Source organism: uncultured Capnocytophaga sp., assembly GCF_938029845.1.
GTDB lineage: Bacteria > Bacteroidota > Bacteroidia > Flavobacteriales > Flavobacteriaceae > Capnocytophaga.
The window spans coordinates 29,856-44,810 of the sequence record NZ_CALHGG010000159.1 but is presented as its reverse complement, the minus strand read 5'-3'; the positions used below and the strand labels follow the sequence as shown (position 1 = coordinate 44,810).

The 14,955-nt window shown below is 34.8% G+C and carries 17 protein-coding genes; 5 read left to right on the top strand and 12 right to left on the bottom strand.

All coding sequences use genetic code 11. The features are described 5' to 3' along the window. Window positions 1-223: 223 nt before the first annotated feature. From Q0625_RS11975 to Q0625_RS11930, 10 genes are all read right to left on the bottom strand, one after another. Window positions 224-898: a hypothetical protein gene (locus tag Q0625_RS11975; protein WP_298827629.1), complete on the bottom strand. Its 675-nt coding sequence runs from the start codon at window positions 896-898 to the stop codon at window positions 224-226. A gap of 3 nt (window positions 899-901) precedes the next feature. Beyond that, window positions 902-1,282: an AHH domain-containing protein gene (locus Q0625_RS11970; RefSeq protein WP_298827627.1), complete on the bottom strand. Its 381-nt coding sequence runs from the start codon at window positions 1,280-1,282 to the stop codon at window positions 902-904. Between the two features lie 115 nt (window positions 1,283-1,397). Beyond that, window positions 1,398-1,736, bottom strand: coding sequence for a hypothetical protein (locus Q0625_RS11965; RefSeq protein WP_009411958.1), 339 nt, complete (start codon window positions 1,734-1,736; stop codon window positions 1,398-1,400). Next, a complete protein-coding gene (locus Q0625_RS11960; RefSeq protein WP_298827622.1) occupies window positions 1,730-2,176 on the bottom strand; it encodes a papain fold toxin domain-containing protein in 447 nt (148 codons plus the stop codon). Before Q0625_RS11960 ends, Q0625_RS11965 begins: the two co-directional genes overlap by 7 nt. Before the next feature lie 40 nt (window positions 2,177-2,216). Next, on the bottom strand, window positions 2,217-3,074 hold the full coding sequence (locus tag Q0625_RS11955; protein WP_298827619.1) for a hypothetical protein: 858 nt from the start codon (window positions 3,072-3,074) through the stop codon (window positions 2,217-2,219). Window positions 3,075-3,123: 49 nt separating this feature from the next. Further along, window positions 3,124-3,675, bottom strand: coding sequence for an RHS repeat-associated core domain-containing protein (locus tag Q0625_RS11950; RefSeq protein WP_298827617.1), 552 nt, complete (start codon window positions 3,673-3,675; stop codon window positions 3,124-3,126). A gap of 169 nt (window positions 3,676-3,844) precedes the next feature. Then, entirely contained in the window at window positions 3,845-4,519 is a 675-nt protein-coding gene (locus Q0625_RS11945) for a hypothetical protein (protein ID WP_298827614.1), read from the bottom strand. A gap of 193 nt (window positions 4,520-4,712) precedes the next feature. Further along, window positions 4,713-5,609 carry a leucine-rich repeat domain-containing protein gene (locus tag Q0625_RS11940; RefSeq protein ID WP_298827612.1) on the bottom strand — a complete coding sequence of 299 codons (897 nt, stop codon included), beginning with the start codon at window positions 5,607-5,609 and terminating at the stop codon, window positions 4,713-4,715. A gap of 67 nt (window positions 5,610-5,676) precedes the next feature. Further along, entirely contained in the window at window positions 5,677-6,246 is a 570-nt protein-coding gene (locus Q0625_RS11935; protein ID WP_298827610.1) for a hypothetical protein, read from the bottom strand. A gap of 181 nt (window positions 6,247-6,427) precedes the next feature. Next, window positions 6,428-7,537: an adenylate kinase gene (locus Q0625_RS11930; RefSeq protein ID WP_298827608.1), complete on the bottom strand. Its 1,110-nt coding sequence runs from the start codon at window positions 7,535-7,537 to the stop codon at window positions 6,428-6,430. Between the two features lie 171 nt (window positions 7,538-7,708). Here Q0625_RS11930 and Q0625_RS11925 point away from each other — a divergent pair, with 171 nt between their 5' ends. The 5 genes from Q0625_RS11925 (at window position 7,709) to Q0625_RS11905 (ending at window position 12,113) form a co-directional block, all read left to right on the top strand. Then, complete coding sequence (locus Q0625_RS11925; RefSeq protein ID WP_298827607.1) at window positions 7,709-9,070, top strand: 3'-5' exonuclease family protein; 1,362 nt, start codon at window positions 7,709-7,711, stop codon at window positions 9,068-9,070. 63 nt (window positions 9,071-9,133) lie between these two features. Continuing rightward, window positions 9,134-9,682, top strand: coding sequence for a redoxin domain-containing protein (locus Q0625_RS11920; protein WP_298827605.1), 549 nt, complete (start codon window positions 9,134-9,136; stop codon window positions 9,680-9,682). A 32-nt stretch (window positions 9,683-9,714) separates the two neighbouring features. Then, window positions 9,715-10,365, top strand: a complete 651-nt coding sequence (locus Q0625_RS11915) for a PASTA domain-containing protein (RefSeq protein WP_298827603.1) — start codon at window positions 9,715-9,717, stop codon at window positions 10,363-10,365. Between the two features lie 68 nt (window positions 10,366-10,433). Then, window positions 10,434-10,928: a hypothetical protein gene (locus tag Q0625_RS11910; RefSeq protein ID WP_298827602.1), complete on the top strand. Its 495-nt coding sequence runs from the start codon at window positions 10,434-10,436 to the stop codon at window positions 10,926-10,928. A gap of 12 nt (window positions 10,929-10,940) precedes the next feature. Beyond that, window positions 10,941-12,113: a sigma-54 dependent transcriptional regulator gene (locus tag Q0625_RS11905; RefSeq protein WP_298827599.1), complete on the top strand. Its 1,173-nt coding sequence runs from the start codon at window positions 10,941-10,943 to the stop codon at window positions 12,111-12,113. A gap of 149 nt (window positions 12,114-12,262) precedes the next feature. Here the strand turns inward: Q0625_RS11905 and Q0625_RS11900 are convergent, their stop codons facing one another. Then, entirely contained in the window at window positions 12,263-13,840 is a 1,578-nt protein-coding gene (locus Q0625_RS11900) for an outer membrane protein transport protein (protein ID WP_298827596.1), read from the bottom strand. 24 nt (window positions 13,841-13,864) lie between these two features. Further along, window positions 13,865-14,896, bottom strand: a complete 1,032-nt coding sequence (locus tag Q0625_RS11895) for a hypothetical protein (RefSeq protein WP_298827593.1) — start codon at window positions 14,894-14,896, stop codon at window positions 13,865-13,867. Window positions 14,897-14,955: the final 59 nt, after the last annotated feature.

Here is a 14,955-nt window from a genome sequence, read left to right as displayed (position 1 = left end):
TCTTCTTCCTGTTGTTTTAGAATCCCAATCTGTACGTATTCTATAATATTTCATATTTCACTAATTTAGATATTCTATATTTTTGAGGATAATCATTTAGGTTTTTATTCCCCCTACCGCAAGCATTTTACTCATACCTCCTACAATTAGGCTTTATTTTTTTACATTATACTGCTTGGTAGGTTGTTGTAACTTTAACAACACGTCTTATACATTACTAATATTAATTTTCCAAGATACCTTCTTTTATCTCATAGCCCGTAATCATTTCTTTTTTAAATTCCTCTATAATAGTAGAGGATAAGAATATTCCTACTCTTGTATCTATTATATCATAATCCATTTTAGTATTTAGAAACAAATGAATAGGTGTAGCCATATGTCTATTATAATCAGTGTTTTCAAAATCATAAACATTTTCAAAAATTACTTTTTTACCAGTTCTATAGTCAAAGAAAATAGATTTGCTAAAATCAAAAGTATCCGCAAGTAATGTGGGGAAGCCTATTAAAAAATAATTCTGCGAAAAAGTATTTATTTTTACAGGGATTTTGTTGTGAAGAGGCAACTTATATTTAGAGAAAATATTGTAGACTCTTTCACTAATTAAAAATTCAATTCCTATTAGTCTAACACGATAAGTCATAAAATCCAATTCCTTGACACTTTTCGTTTTAGGGAAATAGGTAAGATCAAAATCCTGAGGAGGTTCATAAATAGCATAACTTCCCCAACGAGTTCGCTCAATATTTTTTATATTGGCTATAAAAAATTCTTTAAAATTTTTCTCCACTCTTTTATCTGTGAAAGAATTTTTATTCTGTTCAACAGCGCATCCTCCATTTCTTCTTCCTGTTGTTTTAGAATCCCAATCTGTACGTATTCTATAATATTTCATAAACTAATTTTTACATTCTATTTTATGTAATCCATTCTTAAAGTAATCATTTAGATTCATCCCTGTCCTTTCAAAGTTATCTAAAGCATTTTTAATATGATTTCTAAGATTATCTTGTAAGGTTTTTATCTTTTCTAATGTTAATCCTCCTTTTTTTAAATTATTTATCTCTTCTTCAACATAATCATTATATTTTGGATGATTCCCATGGAAAGGTTTATCTAAATCCAATAGATTTGTTTTATCTTGTGCTTTTTTTGAAACTTTTTGTATATATCCTTTTATACTTTTAAATAATTCTCTATTATTTCTAAAAACGGCATTAGGTATAAGATGATGAATATCCAACCCAAAAACATCTACCTGCACATTACTATCAAACACATCCGCATAGAAGTTGGGGTTGTTGCCTGCAAGACCTATGGAGTCTTGAGAGATATATAAACCAGTTTCGGGTGAGTAGTACTATGGTTTTAACAATACATTTGAGATGTTACCATTACCTTTCTATTTTATTAAATTCTTGATAATCTTTATAGAATGTATTTATTTTTTCAGATTCATCTGTAAATAAATCATTATAAATATTTCTCCAATTATCCCTTATTTTTAAATCATATTTAATATATAACCATTCGTCAAAAAATAAGAATTTTTCTTCTACATTTTTTCCTGAAGTATTTTTATGAAAAAGAAAACCAATTATAAAAAAATACAAATTATCGAATTTTTCTTCTTCTCCAAAAAACATAATACTTTTAGCTTTTAAAAGTTCTATTAACTCAGATAAGCTATAATCAATGTATTCCCGTTTTGTATAACTTGTTATTTTCACCATTCTAAAATATTAATATATTGTGTTTTATACTTATTGTTAAAATGAAAATCTATATCATCCAACCAATCATCCAATTTTACTCCTTTTGTTTCTAAATTATCAAAAACTATACTATCAATTTCGATTGCTTCATGAAACTTATTTTTACCTATAATTCCATTCTTTTTTGATATTATATTAGGGGCTATTACATTTTGAATTTGAATATGCTTACCTGTTATTCCAGCTTCTTTCATCAAACTTTTCAATTTTTCTGCAAAATCCTTACATTTGAATATTGCTTTATCTTCATCAGGTATTTTATCTACTAATTCTCTAACTTTCTCTATAGTGTTACAATCCAACCCAAAGACATCCACTTGTATGTTGCTATCAAACACATCCGCATAGAAATTAGGGTTATTCCCCGCCAGCCCTATAGGATCTTGGGAGATATACAAGCTCGTTTCGGGGGTGTAATGCTATGATTTTAACGACACATTACCCACTCTTTTCTCTTATATCTTCAAAAGTAATATCATAATTCTTATTCATAGAAATATGCAGTTCTTGCACACTTTCTTTATCTAAAATATGCTTGATACGATGGTCTTTTATATTAGTATCTCCAATGATATATACTATTTTTAGATTTGGCAATTCTAAAAGAAAATCTAAAGAAGGGATATCTCCACAATTTTCTATATATATTTGCTCCAAATAAGAGAGATTGCTTATCCTATCCCAGTTGGTGATTTTTTTACAATTCTTAAGTGCCAAAATTTTTAAACTTGTAAGAGCTTTATCTATCCAACTAATATCGGTTATTTTAGGATTATAACTCATACTAAATAACTCAATAGCTTTCATTCCCTCAATAACTTTAAATTCAGTAAATCTACAAAAAGAAATTTTTAAGTCTTTTACCTTGGTAAATACCTCAAATGGTACAGTTGTGTTCTCTGTGTAATGATATAATCGAATATATTCTAAATTACAGAGCGTAAAGAATTTCTTACAAGTTTTTTTGTCATAATTCAACAAAATATCTCGTACCTTTGTCATATACTCAAAAGGAATTTCAGTTCCTATTTTCCCTTCTATACTTATATTTTCTATATTAGGCAGTTTGTTAAGTATAGAAAGATCATCATAATATTTCCCTATAAAAGAAATCTTTTCTAAAAAGGGAAGTTGGGCAAGTAGTGCTAGTTCTTCTTCATCTATATCATTAACTACCCAGCTATTAATCTGATTCTTCACTAAAAATTCTTTACTTATATCCTTGAGACTTTTAATTAAAGGAGTGTATCTGTATATTTTTCCGTGAATTTCTTTCTCTTCTATATATGTTTCCATAAATTCTTTATTTTATTCTTTTTAAGTTTTACATATAGGGCTATTAATCTCATTTGCAAGATTTTTTATACCTCCAAATTCTTTTTATTACATTAGCCTCTGCTTTGAAAAAATCTTTTACTACACCATTGATGATTACTATAACATTTATACTTTCAAGAAATTTACTTTCAAGTTTTCCTTTTTGTAGATGTTGAAGCAATCTTCTATATAGATTGTTTGCTTTTCCAACATACCATTTTTCCTTCCCTTCTTTAAGGACTCTAAACATATAAGCTCCTCCTTTATTTTTATGTTCTCCTAGAATTTTTTTAAGAAAAGCCCTATCTACAGGATTAGTTGGAGATAACCCAAACACATCCACTTGTATGTTGCTATCAAACACATAGGCATAGAAGTTGGGGTTGTTGCCAGCAAGACCTATGGGGTCTTGAGAGATATATAAACCGGTTTCGGGTGAGTAGTATCTAAAGCGGTTGTAACAGAGTTGCGTTTCTTTATCGTAGTATTGTCCTTGATAGCGGAAGGGGATAAAATCTTCTTCTCCTTTTAAGAAACGTACTTTACCATAGATATCTAACTCCCGCTTCCAAATAAGCACGCCTTCGGCATTAAAGGCTTGAGTGGGGGTGCCTAAGGTATCTCTTTACGCTATTTAGAGCGCATTATAGGCTTTAAAATGCTTATCTCTAAGTGGGTAAAGGGAAAAATAAAACTTTGGTTCTTTTGTATTTTGTATTGAAACTTTAACAATATACATGATACATCCCTTAATTCTCTAAAATACCTTCTTTTATAATATAACCTGTAACCATTTCTTTTTGTAATTCTTCTATAAGTGGTTGAGAAAGAAATAGTCCGTGCCTTGTATCTATCACATCATATTCCATCTTAATATTTAAAAAAATGGATACAGGATCTGCCATATGTCTATCATATTCAGCGTTTTCATAATCATCTACATTCTCAAACATAACTCTTGGACCTTTTTCATATCTGCAAAAAACAGATTTTTTAAAGTCATACATATTAGCCAAAAGAGTAGGAAAGCCTACTAAAAAATAGTCTTGCGAAAAAGTTGCTATTCTTGCAGGTATCTTGTTGTGAATGGGAAGCCTATATTTAGCAAGAATTTTATAAGCTCTCTCACTTATTAAAAATGGAATTTCAAATAGTTGTTCACTATAATTCATAATATCCAATTCCTTGATACTTTTCGTTTTAGGAAAATAAGTAAGATCAAAATCCTGAGGAGGTTCATAAATAACATAACTTCCCCAACGAGTTCGCTCAATATTTTTTATATTGGCTATAAAAAATTCTTTAAAATTTTTCTCCACTCTTTTATCTGTGAAAGAATTTTTATTCTGTTCAACAGCGCATCCTCCATTTCTTCTTCCTGTTGTTTTAGAATCCCAATCTGTACGTATTCTATAATATTTCATAAACTAATTTTTACATTCTATTTTATGTAATCGTTTAGGGTTATTCTCGTTTCTTTAAAATTCCCCGCTGGCACGCCTCTTGTTGCTTGCACTCTATCAATCAAGCTTTATCTTTTTACATTGTACTGCTTGGTAGGTTGTTGAGGTTTTAACAACACATCTGATACATTACTAACCAATTTTGTAAAGCGTATTATATCCAACAATATATAATGTCATTTTTTGTCATTTGTCTTCTCATATAAGGAGAGACTTTATGTCTTTCAATACCAAATTTCTTTAAATGCTGAATAGGTTTTATACTATCTATTTTCTCTATTGGATTTCCAAATAGCTCAAGTACTTTTAAATTGTGCATCTGTTCTAATCCCTCAAGACTCTCTATTTCACTTTCTTGCAAATCTAAAATTTCAAGAGAATTTAATTTTACAAAAGGTAAAAAATTTGTAAAAGGTTCTCCATACAACTGCAAATATTTTAATTTAGTACAAACAGCAGCTCCATCGAAACTTTGATTTTTTATGCAATCATACGCATAAAGGTCTCGTAAATTCGGGGTGTATTTCAATGAATAGAGATCAAAATTTCCTGCAGTAATATATAATTCTTTTAATTTAGGAAAAGAAGTATCTATTGCTTTGATAGGATTACGTGTCATCGATAAATCTTTTAAGTTGGGAATGTTTACATTTGCTAAAGTTGTTACTGATGTTTCTGTAATACTTAAAGACTTAATTGAATTACTAAAAATATTAAAATGAGTTATTTCCCTTCCGTCAATTCCTAATCCTTTCAAATTTGGAAAATTAGGGAAATTTTCAAATATGCCCGTATTAGAAAAATGACAATTTCTAAATCCCAATCTTATAAGTTGTTTAAAAAATTTTAAACTACTTAAGTCAGACAAATTACAATTACGAAAAGCTATTTTTTTTAATGTATCTGCAAAGGGCAACAAATCATCTAAAGTATCAATATCCTCTTTAAAAAATATCACCTCTACTACTTTATTTCGATATAGCCTTATATAGCTTTTTTCAGACTTAAGGTAGTTTGCAGAAACCTTGTCTAAGTGATATTTTTCTTTCAAGTATGATAACATATTTATTTACAAATTGATGCTTATTATTAAATTTATCAAGATATGTTGCGTTGAATTACCTTACTAAAGAAAAAGTAAGACAATTCAAATTCATTTTCTGCCATTCCTTCTTTATTTCTTCAGAAACAAAAATACTCTTTTCACTATCCACACATATACAATCCTTGGTAAGTGTAGCTATTTTCAAAGGATCATAAATGGCATTAAGAAAAACATAACTCTTCTTCGCTTCATCTCTTATCTTAAAGTATGATTTGTCCCAATCAATACATTCTTCTGTTTGTAGGAAGTTGATAATCTTATAATTATGTTTTATCTCTTCATCATTGGTATTAAATAGCTTAAAGGGCAACAATTGTATCCCCTCACTTATCTTAGAGTTTTGCAAAATAACGTCCTGGAATCTTTCGCTCAACAAGTAAATCCCAAAATAAGGCGTGATAATATCTTGATCAAAGAATAATTTTTCTTCTCCATACATTTTAAAACTAATATAATCAAAAGATGCATCTAATTGCATTCCATAATTGATTAACCAACGATTATCATTAAGATCCATCATTTCTAACATGAAATTCTCTTCCGTGATATGTTCACTATAATTCTTTATTGCATAATATTTCATAAAACTAATCTTTACGTTTAATGTTATCTCTCATAAGGTACCCTTTGGCAAGAGTTTTCATTAGTTTCTGTGGAGGGAATAACTTATCTATGGGGACAAATATACAAAAAATTATACCACAACGCAATAAAAAAATCTCTAACCATCAAGGTTAGAGATTTGCTTTCTATATAGGTGTTTCTTACAACACATCTATCACTTTGGAGAGGCGCTGGGTGATTTCCTCAATAGAGCCTATACCATTGATAGGGTGATATTTGCCTTGTTTTTTATAAAAGTCAATCAGTGGAGCGGTTTTTTGGTTGTATTCTACAAAGCGATTGCGGATCTTGCCTTCGTCTTGGTCATCAGAGCGCCCACTTACTTTGCCACGCTCTACAAGTCTTTTGATAAGTTCTTCATCATCTGCATCGAGGGCTAAAGTCGCACTGATATTCATTTGTTTAGAGGCCAAGAAAGCATCTAGCGCTTCGGCTTGGGCTATAGTACGTGGGAAGCCATCAAAGATGAATCCTGCAGCATTGGGATTCTTTTCTATCTCTTCTTGAAGGATCTTGATTGTTACCTCATCAGGAACAAGAGCCCCCTTATCCATATAAGATTGAGCTAATACCCCCAACTCTGTACCATTTTTCAAGTGATGACGGAACAAATCGCCTGTGGAGATATGTACCAATCCATATTTTTCTTTTAGGAAAGCTGCTTGTGTCCCCTTCCCTGCTCCTGGTTTGCCAAACAAAACCAAATTCTTCATATTTTCTATATTTAATTGATATATTTCTGGTAGATTTCGCCCTAACTCATCATAGTCCAATCCATATCCTACGATAAAGCGATTGGGAATAGAGAAACCTATATGGTGTATAGGCAAGTCTTTCTTATAGGCTTCGGGCTTGAAGAAGAGGGTAACAATACGTAAGGAAGCCACCTGCTTATCGGCAAAGAGGTTATAAATCTCCTCCAAGGTATTACCTGTATCCACAATATCTTCTATCACTACCACATCACGACCAGCTATATCTAAGGGAAGTCCTAAGAGTTGTTTTACCTGATGAGTGGTTTCCATTCCTTGATAAGAGGAAAAGCGTACAAAGGAGATTTCGCACTCACCCTGATAAGCACGGATAAAATCCGAAGCAAACATGAAGGAACCATTGAGTATGGAAATGAAAAGGGGTCTCTTTCCTTGCATCTGCTGCTCCACCTCTTGGGCAAGCCTTGTTATCTCTTGAGCAAGCCTTTCTCTTGAAATATAAGGGCGGAACTCTTTATCAAGTATTTTAATTAACATAAACAGCGTTTTTAAAGCTACAAAGGTACTATTTTTTTATCATATAATGATACTTTTTTTCATATTTTTATTTTATGGGAATCATGCAACCTCTTCGAGGCAAAAATAAACTGTTTTTCTTTTTGTGAAAATAGCTAAAATTGCTACCTTTGCCCACTAAAAAAAGTAGATTTGTACGCCATTTTAGATATAGAAACCACTGGAGGAAAGATGGGTGAGGAAGCCATTACGGAGATAGCTATTTACCGCTTTGATGGTAGGGAAGTTACCGACCGATTTATCTCTCTTATCAATCCCGAGAGAAAGATAGATGACTTCGTAGTACGCCTTACGGGTATTTCCAACAAAATGGTTCGCCAAGCTCCCAAATTCTATGAAGTAGCCAAGCGGATCGTTGAAATCACCGAAGGATGTATCTTGGTTGCCCACAATGCTTCGTTTGATTATCGTATATTGTGCTTAGAGTTTCGACGATTAGGGTTTGAATACCAGCGTAATACAATATGCACGGTGGAGATGTCCCAGCGCCTACTTCCCGATGAGCCTTCCTACAGCTTAGGAAAGCTCTCCCGCTCATTGGGCATTCCTCTGTCCGATCGACATAGAGCCAATGGTGATGCAATGGCTACGGTACATCTTTTCAAACTCCTTTTGGAAAAGGATACTCAAAAGATTGCCTTAAGTGAGTTCGTCAAGCAAAACCTCACTACCCTACCCATCCACTTACTATCCCTCTTGGATGGTCTGCCTAACCAATTGGGAATATATTACCTATATGACAAATCGGGAAAACTGCTTTTCCTCTCCAAAAGTAAGAATATATATAAGCGTGTCAATGAACACTTTACCTCAGAGGGGAAACGTGATCTTTTCCTACAAAAACAGGTGGGGAAGGTTATGTATGAGCTTACTGGCACCCTACTTATTGCTACCCTCAAGGAAACAGAAGAGCTTCAAGTACAATCGTCACTCCGTAAATATAGAAAAAAGAAGAAAACCTACCCCTTTGCTCTAGTCTGCCATAAGAACAAGAAGGGATATCTCTGCTTGTCTGTTGTTCTAAGAGCGGGCGCTAAGGAACCTTTAGCCATCTTTGAAAGCAAGGAAGAGGGACTAAACCTACTTTTTGAGATGACTGAACGTTACGGGTTATGTACCAAGCTCAATGGCTTTTCTCAAGCACGTACCTACTGCTATAATCATTCTATCGGAAAGTGTGCAGGCGCTTGTATGGGGGATGAAGAGGTAGAGAGCTATAATCAGCGTGTGCAGGAAGCTCTTGCACACTATACCCTCACAGGTAGAACCTTTGTTATCATGGACAAAGGGCGTACCGTACATGAGAAAAGTGTTATCCTAATAGAAGATGGCAGGCTTAAGGGGTATGCCTTTGTCGCTCTGAACTATCAGCTATCCAAACCTATCCTTGAAAAACACCTAACTCCTATGACACACAACTCGGAAATGGCACATCTGATAGAACACTACTTACGTACGCACCCCTTAGCCAAGCAAATAGAGATAAAAGATTAACATCTTGGAGGAAAATCACATTTTTTTATGTACCTTTGCCCCAAGAAAAGACCATACTTTCCTATGAAAAAACGTACAGTACTGAATTTGTTAGTCTTAGCACTTATTATTTCGTTCTTTACCACTAACTTAGGTTATGAATCAAAGATACTCCTGCAACGGATTTTCTCCTCACAAGTAGAGATACTACCACAGGAAAAACAATATAGCATAGACCCTGATTGGACGCTGAAAGACAGAGATAATAAGCAATTCTCTTTCACCCGATCAGAAGGAAAGGTTAAGTTTGTTTATTTCTTTTCCTCTTGGCGAGCAATGAGTATAGCTGACCTTATAGGTATAGACAAGCTCTACAAAGACTATCATGACAAGGTAGACTTCTATATTATTACCAATGAGCTACCTGAACCTGTAGAACAAAAACAAAAAGACAGAAAGTTCACCTTCAAGGTCACCTACCTTATCCAAGAGGTGAAGATGCCCTTTGATCCTGAGAAAATCCCTTCGGGCTATATCATAGATAAAACGAATAAAGTCGTAGCACAGGGCTTTGGGAATACCCGTTGGAATAGTGATAAGGTACGCGAACTATTGGATACTCTTCTAAAATAACTCTAATAAATAAACTAATAAAATATTGTCTTATGAATATAAAAACTATCCTATCACAGATATTCCAAAACAAGAATATACGCTTTTGGGGATTGCAAGTATTTTTGGCACTATTTCTTCTTTTCGGAGGGATATATGCTGTCTTGTTGTCCTTAGACGGTTTTACAAGACATGGGGAATTTGTCGTAGTCCCTGACCTTGAGCATGTTTCTCTTAGCAAAGCCCAAGAACTTTTGGATAAAAGTCACCTACGTTACGAAGTAAGGGACTCCACTGCCTATAACAAGGACTACCCTCCTTACACAATCATGAAACAAAACCCAGAGGCAAACGAAAAAGTAAAGAAAGATCGCAAAATATATCTTACAATCAATCCTACCAATTACAGGAAGGTAGAACTGCCAAAGATTATCCGACGTCCCCTAAAGGAGGCACGCCCCAACCTTGCCTCTCTTAGTCTTAAGATAGGTAAGATAACCTATGTCAATGATATAAGCAAGGATGCCGTACTAAGAGTTTTTCACAAAGGAAAAGAGATCCATCCAGGAGACAAAATCTTTGAAAATTCTGTCATAGACCTAGAATGTGGTAATGGATTCTCCATGGGAGATCCTGAAAGCATCTCCAATAGTACCCAGCAAGAAGGAGGCAACACAGATAATTCAGAAGGTATAGACTTTTAGTTAAATCTTTTAGAATATTTCTATCATTAGAGAATAAATTGTATTTTTACACCCAAAAAAATAACCAAATGAAAAAAATATTACTTTCCATACTTTGTATGAGCCTATATGCTTGCCAAGAGAGCAAGCCCGAAGGAGAAGAAATTACCCAAGAAGAAGTAGAAAAGCAAGAGGTTGATAAGCGTTTGGCTGAATTGGGCAATGAAGTAGATGAGTATCCTTCCTTTAAAGAATGTGAGAGTATCACCACCAAGGACGAAAAGCTCAAATGCTTTACTGATAGGCTTTCAAAGGCTTACCAAGATGCTCTCAACAGCCAAAAATTGGCCATAGGCGATGCCCTCAACGATACCATAAAAGTAACCCTTGTGGTAAATAGCGAAGGGGTTCTCAGTATAAAGGATATAGAAGCCTCTAGTAATACCTTAGAATTACTTCCCGACTTGGAGAAAATCCTAAAAGATAAGACTGCAGGGTTTGAGTTTGTACTCACTCCAGCCAAGAAAAACCAAGTGAATGTTACCACTGAGTATGTACTTCCCTTGGTAATAGATGTAAAATAAAACAGATAAGCCATGCCTAAAATACTATTAGTTGAAGATGAGGCATCTATACGGCGTGTGCTGGGTAGTATCCTCAGCGAAGAGGACAAAAGCTATCAGATAGAAGAAGCTACCAATGGGCAGGAGGCCATGGATATGATAGATAAGACAGACTACGACTTAGTACTCTGCGATATCAAAATGCCCAAAAAGGATGGATTAGAGGTACTTCTGGAAGCTAAAGCGCTCAAACCTACCTTGCGTATAGTGATGATTTCAGGACATGGTGACTTAGAAACTGCTGTACAAGCCATGAAAATGGGTGCCTTTGATTACATAGCCAAACCACCCGACCTGAATCGATTGCTTACCACTGTTCGTAATGCCCTAACCTCCGCCCCTGAAGAAAAAACCAACAAGGGAGAGGTTAAAACCAGTAAAAAATCCTATCAAAACTCACCTATGATAGGTAAGAGTGCTGCCATACAAAAAATCAAAGATATGATTGATAAGGTTGCTCCTACCGATGTGCGAGTACTCATCACAGGACCTAATGGTTCTGGAAAGGAACTTGTAGCCCGAGCCTTACACCAAGGCAGTGAGCGTGCCGCACAACCCATGATAGAGGTTAATTGCGCTGCTATCCCATCGGAACTTATCGAAAGTGAACTATTTGGACACATCAAAGGATCCTTTACCTCCGCTGTGAAAGACCGTGTAGGTAAGTTCGAGGCAGCGGATAAGGGAACTATTTTCTTAGATGAGATTGGGGATATGAGCCTTTCTGCTCAAGCCAAGGTATTACGTGCCCTACAAGAGAAAAAAATTACTAAGGTAGGTAGTGAAAAAGACATTGCAGTAGATGTACGTGTAATTGCCGCTACTAATAAGGATCTAAAACAGGAGATTACTCAAGGACGATTCAGAGAGGACTTATACCACCGCCTAGCGGTAATCCTTTTGGAAGTTCCTTCACTAAATGAACGTAGGGACGACATACCGCTGTTAGTAGAGCATTTCACTAAGCATATTTGTCAGGAACAAGGTATCAGTAAGCAATTCCAACCCAAAGCTATAGAACAACTCCAACAATACGACTGGAGTGGAAATGTTCGAGAACTAAGAAATGTGGTAGAACGCCTATTAATTCTCTCTGAAGGAGAAGTAACTATAAAGGATGTAAAAGCCTTCGGAGGAAAAGAATAAAATCAATTGTCAATGATTAATTGTTAATTGTCAAGGACTATTAATGTTAGGTACCACCTTTTTAGGGCTATTAAGAATAAAAGAAATGGGAGGCTTTGTGGAGCCTCCCATTTCACTTAAAATGAAAACAAACTAAATTAAACCAGCTCTTATAGCTTTAGAGAAAAGCTCAAGAGTATATTTTGCAAGGTGTTATCCACCTGTGGGGTGTCTGTAAGAACACTTTCAAATATCTGTGGATGGTAAGCACGAGTTGCTCTATCATAAGAAAGGTCAAAACGCATACTACCAAAACTTACCCCAAGTCCTGTAGAAAAGCCTGTGAGATCACCTATAGGTTTATACTCTGTCTTGTAAGGGCTTTGCTCATACCTGTACCCTCCTCTAAAGAATAAATGATTTGTCTTACTCAAAGGCAAGCGGTATTCAGCACCAAAACGTAGGGAATTGGTATCACCTAAAGTATTTTGGATAATAGCATTTTCTGATTCTAATCCAGAACGGAAACGCATATTTCCATAACCTTTGTACATATAGTCAGCACTAAGAATTAACTGCTTATTCCACACCCAACTAGCACCTACAGTCCAAGAACCTGGGGTACGGAAATAATATTTTTCATAAACAGCTACTACATTAGGATTGGCGAAAAAAGTACCATTACTTTGAGTAGTTGTTGATAGTGATTGAGACATCTCATCCTGTAAGGTATACCAAGTAGGCGAAGCATAGGTAAGACCTATACGTAGACCCGTAGCTACCTCGGCTATAGCTCCTAACTGGAGAGAAAAACCACTTCCTACAGTTCTGACTTCACTTTGATATAGGGCAGAACGAATATCTGAAGCAGTATTATTTACATAGTTTTCTCTATACTTATTTACTACTCGATAATCTACACTATGGGAGTTAAGATTGATCCCAAAAGAAATAAAATCATAGCGCCCTGCAAAGTTAAAATTATATTTATTAACCCCTCCTTCGGTATATTGTTCTACATTCTGTATAGTAGTTATACCATCAGATATGTTTTTTTTATATTTTCGCTCTTCTAACACAGCATCTGCTTCAGAATCAGACATAGAAGGTATTAGTTCTCTCTTACCACTTGCAGGATTTACTAATCCAGTTGTATAACCTAAAAGTGCATTTCGGAATTTTTCAGGTTCCTTTAATTTCCCCATCCTACTATACAATTCATATAAGTTATCCCTTCCAACTTTTCTTTTATTCTTATAAACATCTAACATTAAATCTTGCTGCATGATTCCATTGGCTTTATCAAGAAAAAAGTCTCCGAGATTAGCTCCATTATTTCTATAAGTATAATTTAAATCATTGGCATCAAAATTATGGGTCTTCTGATAGTTAAAAGCAAAAGCGATATTTTTCCACCCTTCCTCTCCTATTGTAATAGGGAAGGCAACCCCAAATTGACTCAATAGGAAATCGGAAGAAATGGTTGATCGTCCATTAGCATCATTTTTGGAATTAACTCCTGCCAATGTAAGACTCATTTCACTTCTTGTAAAAATGGAAGTTCCTGCTGGGTTCAGTGCCACAGCCGAGAGATCTCCCCCTAAGGAACTAAAGGCTCCACTCATGGCATTGAATCGGGAAGTTCCATTAAGCCCTTCCATAGAATAGCGCAGCCCATCAGTAAGGTTTTGGGCAAAAATAAAAGAACTTGCCAAACAGAAACCTATTGTAATTATATTTTTTTTCATTTCTTTTTCTTTATTAGTTAGTAATTAATAACTTCTTCTTGTTGTACCGCTTCCTCCCCCACTATTTTCATTGCCCGAACTTCCTTGATAGGAGCGAGAGGAACTATCATAAGAACGAGAGGAGTTATCATAGGAATTATTATAATTACTATTGTTATAACTATTACTATTATAACTTCTTGAGGAATAATCATAACTACGAGTTCTATTATCTTCATAAGAACGAGAAGAATTATCATAGTTACTATTTCCATAAGAACGGGAGGTACTACCATTTTGGTAATTATAATTTTCATAACGGCTAGTATCATCCCCTCTTCTACCATAGGTTGGAGAATACTTACGAGAGGTATTTCCATAAGGGTCTTGGTAGTAATAGTAATTATTTTCGCTATTGTAGCGATAAGAAGGATAATAATAGTAGTTATACCCATAATATGGATAATAGTAATTATACCCATAGTAAGGATAGTAATAGTTATATCCATAATAAGGATAGTAGTAGTTGTATCCGTAATAAGGGTAGTAATAACTATCATAGTAGCGCCAGCTCCAGTATGGATCATAAGTACCTACCGAGAAGCCTATGCTCCAGCGAGAACGTGGATAGTAGTAGGAAGAGGAATAATAACCTCCCCAAGCACCTGATCCCCAATAGTAAGGTGAAGTACCTGTGTAGTTATTGTATATATTCACAGAAGAAGGAGGTGCATTGTCCCCCCATCCTCCATAGGTATTGTAAGAGGTTGTATTTTGCTGCCCTTCTGAGCGATAATTATCTACATTAGTCATAGGGGTATAGGAAGGAGCAGGACGCTGTACTTGTTGTTCGAAGTCCTTATACCCTGCTATTTTCTGGTTGAGGTGTTCGCGATAGCTACCACTTTGCTCATAATTTCTCTCATAACGTGGCGCCTCTCTATGATATACGGGTTGTGGTGCCTCATCGCCATAGATACCATCATCATAGCCCATTCCTGAGTATGCGCCACAAGAACTAAGCCCTATCAGTGCTGTAAAAGCACCTGCTGCATGGATTATTGCTGTCTTTTTCATAACGATATTATTTAGTTTGTTGATTATCAGTACTTTCATTTATTTTGTAAAATTCCCCT

Coding starts and splice junctions, on each gene's coding strand:
- Q0625_RS11905 (WP_298827599.1), top strand. CDS start 10,941: ATGCCTAAAATACTATTAGTTGAAGATGAGGCATCTATACGGCGTGTG.
- Q0625_RS11900 (WP_298827596.1), bottom strand. CDS start 13,840: ATGAAAAAAAATATAATTACAATAGGTTTCTGTTTGGCAAGTTCTTTT.
- Q0625_RS11935 (WP_298827610.1), bottom strand. CDS start 6,246: ATGAAATATTATGCAATAAAGAATTATAGTGAACATATCACGGAAGAG.
- Q0625_RS11895 (WP_298827593.1), bottom strand. CDS start 14,896: ATGAAAAAGACAGCAATAATCCATGCAGCAGGTGCTTTTACAGCACTG.
- Q0625_RS11930 (WP_298827608.1), bottom strand. CDS start 7,537: ATGTTAATTAAAATACTTGATAAAGAGTTCCGCCCTTATATTTCAAGA.
- Q0625_RS11955 (WP_298827619.1), bottom strand. CDS start 3,074: ATGGAAACATATATAGAAGAGAAAGAAATTCACGGAAAAATATACAGA.
- Q0625_RS11975 (WP_298827629.1), bottom strand. CDS start 898: ATGAAATATTATAGAATACGTACAGATTGGGATTCTAAAACAACAGGA.
- Q0625_RS11910 (WP_298827602.1), top strand. CDS start 10,434: ATGAAAAAAATATTACTTTCCATACTTTGTATGAGCCTATATGCTTGC.
- Q0625_RS11915 (WP_298827603.1), top strand. CDS start 9,715: ATGAATATAAAAACTATCCTATCACAGATATTCCAAAACAAGAATATA.
- Q0625_RS11945 (WP_298827614.1), bottom strand. CDS start 4,519: ATGAAATATTATAGAATACGTACAGATTGGGATTCTAAAACAACAGGA.
- Q0625_RS11920 (WP_298827605.1), top strand. CDS start 9,134: ATGAAAAAACGTACAGTACTGAATTTGTTAGTCTTAGCACTTATTATT.
- Q0625_RS11965 (WP_009411958.1), bottom strand. CDS start 1,736: ATGGTGAAAATAACAAGTTATACAAAACGGGAATACATTGATTATAGC.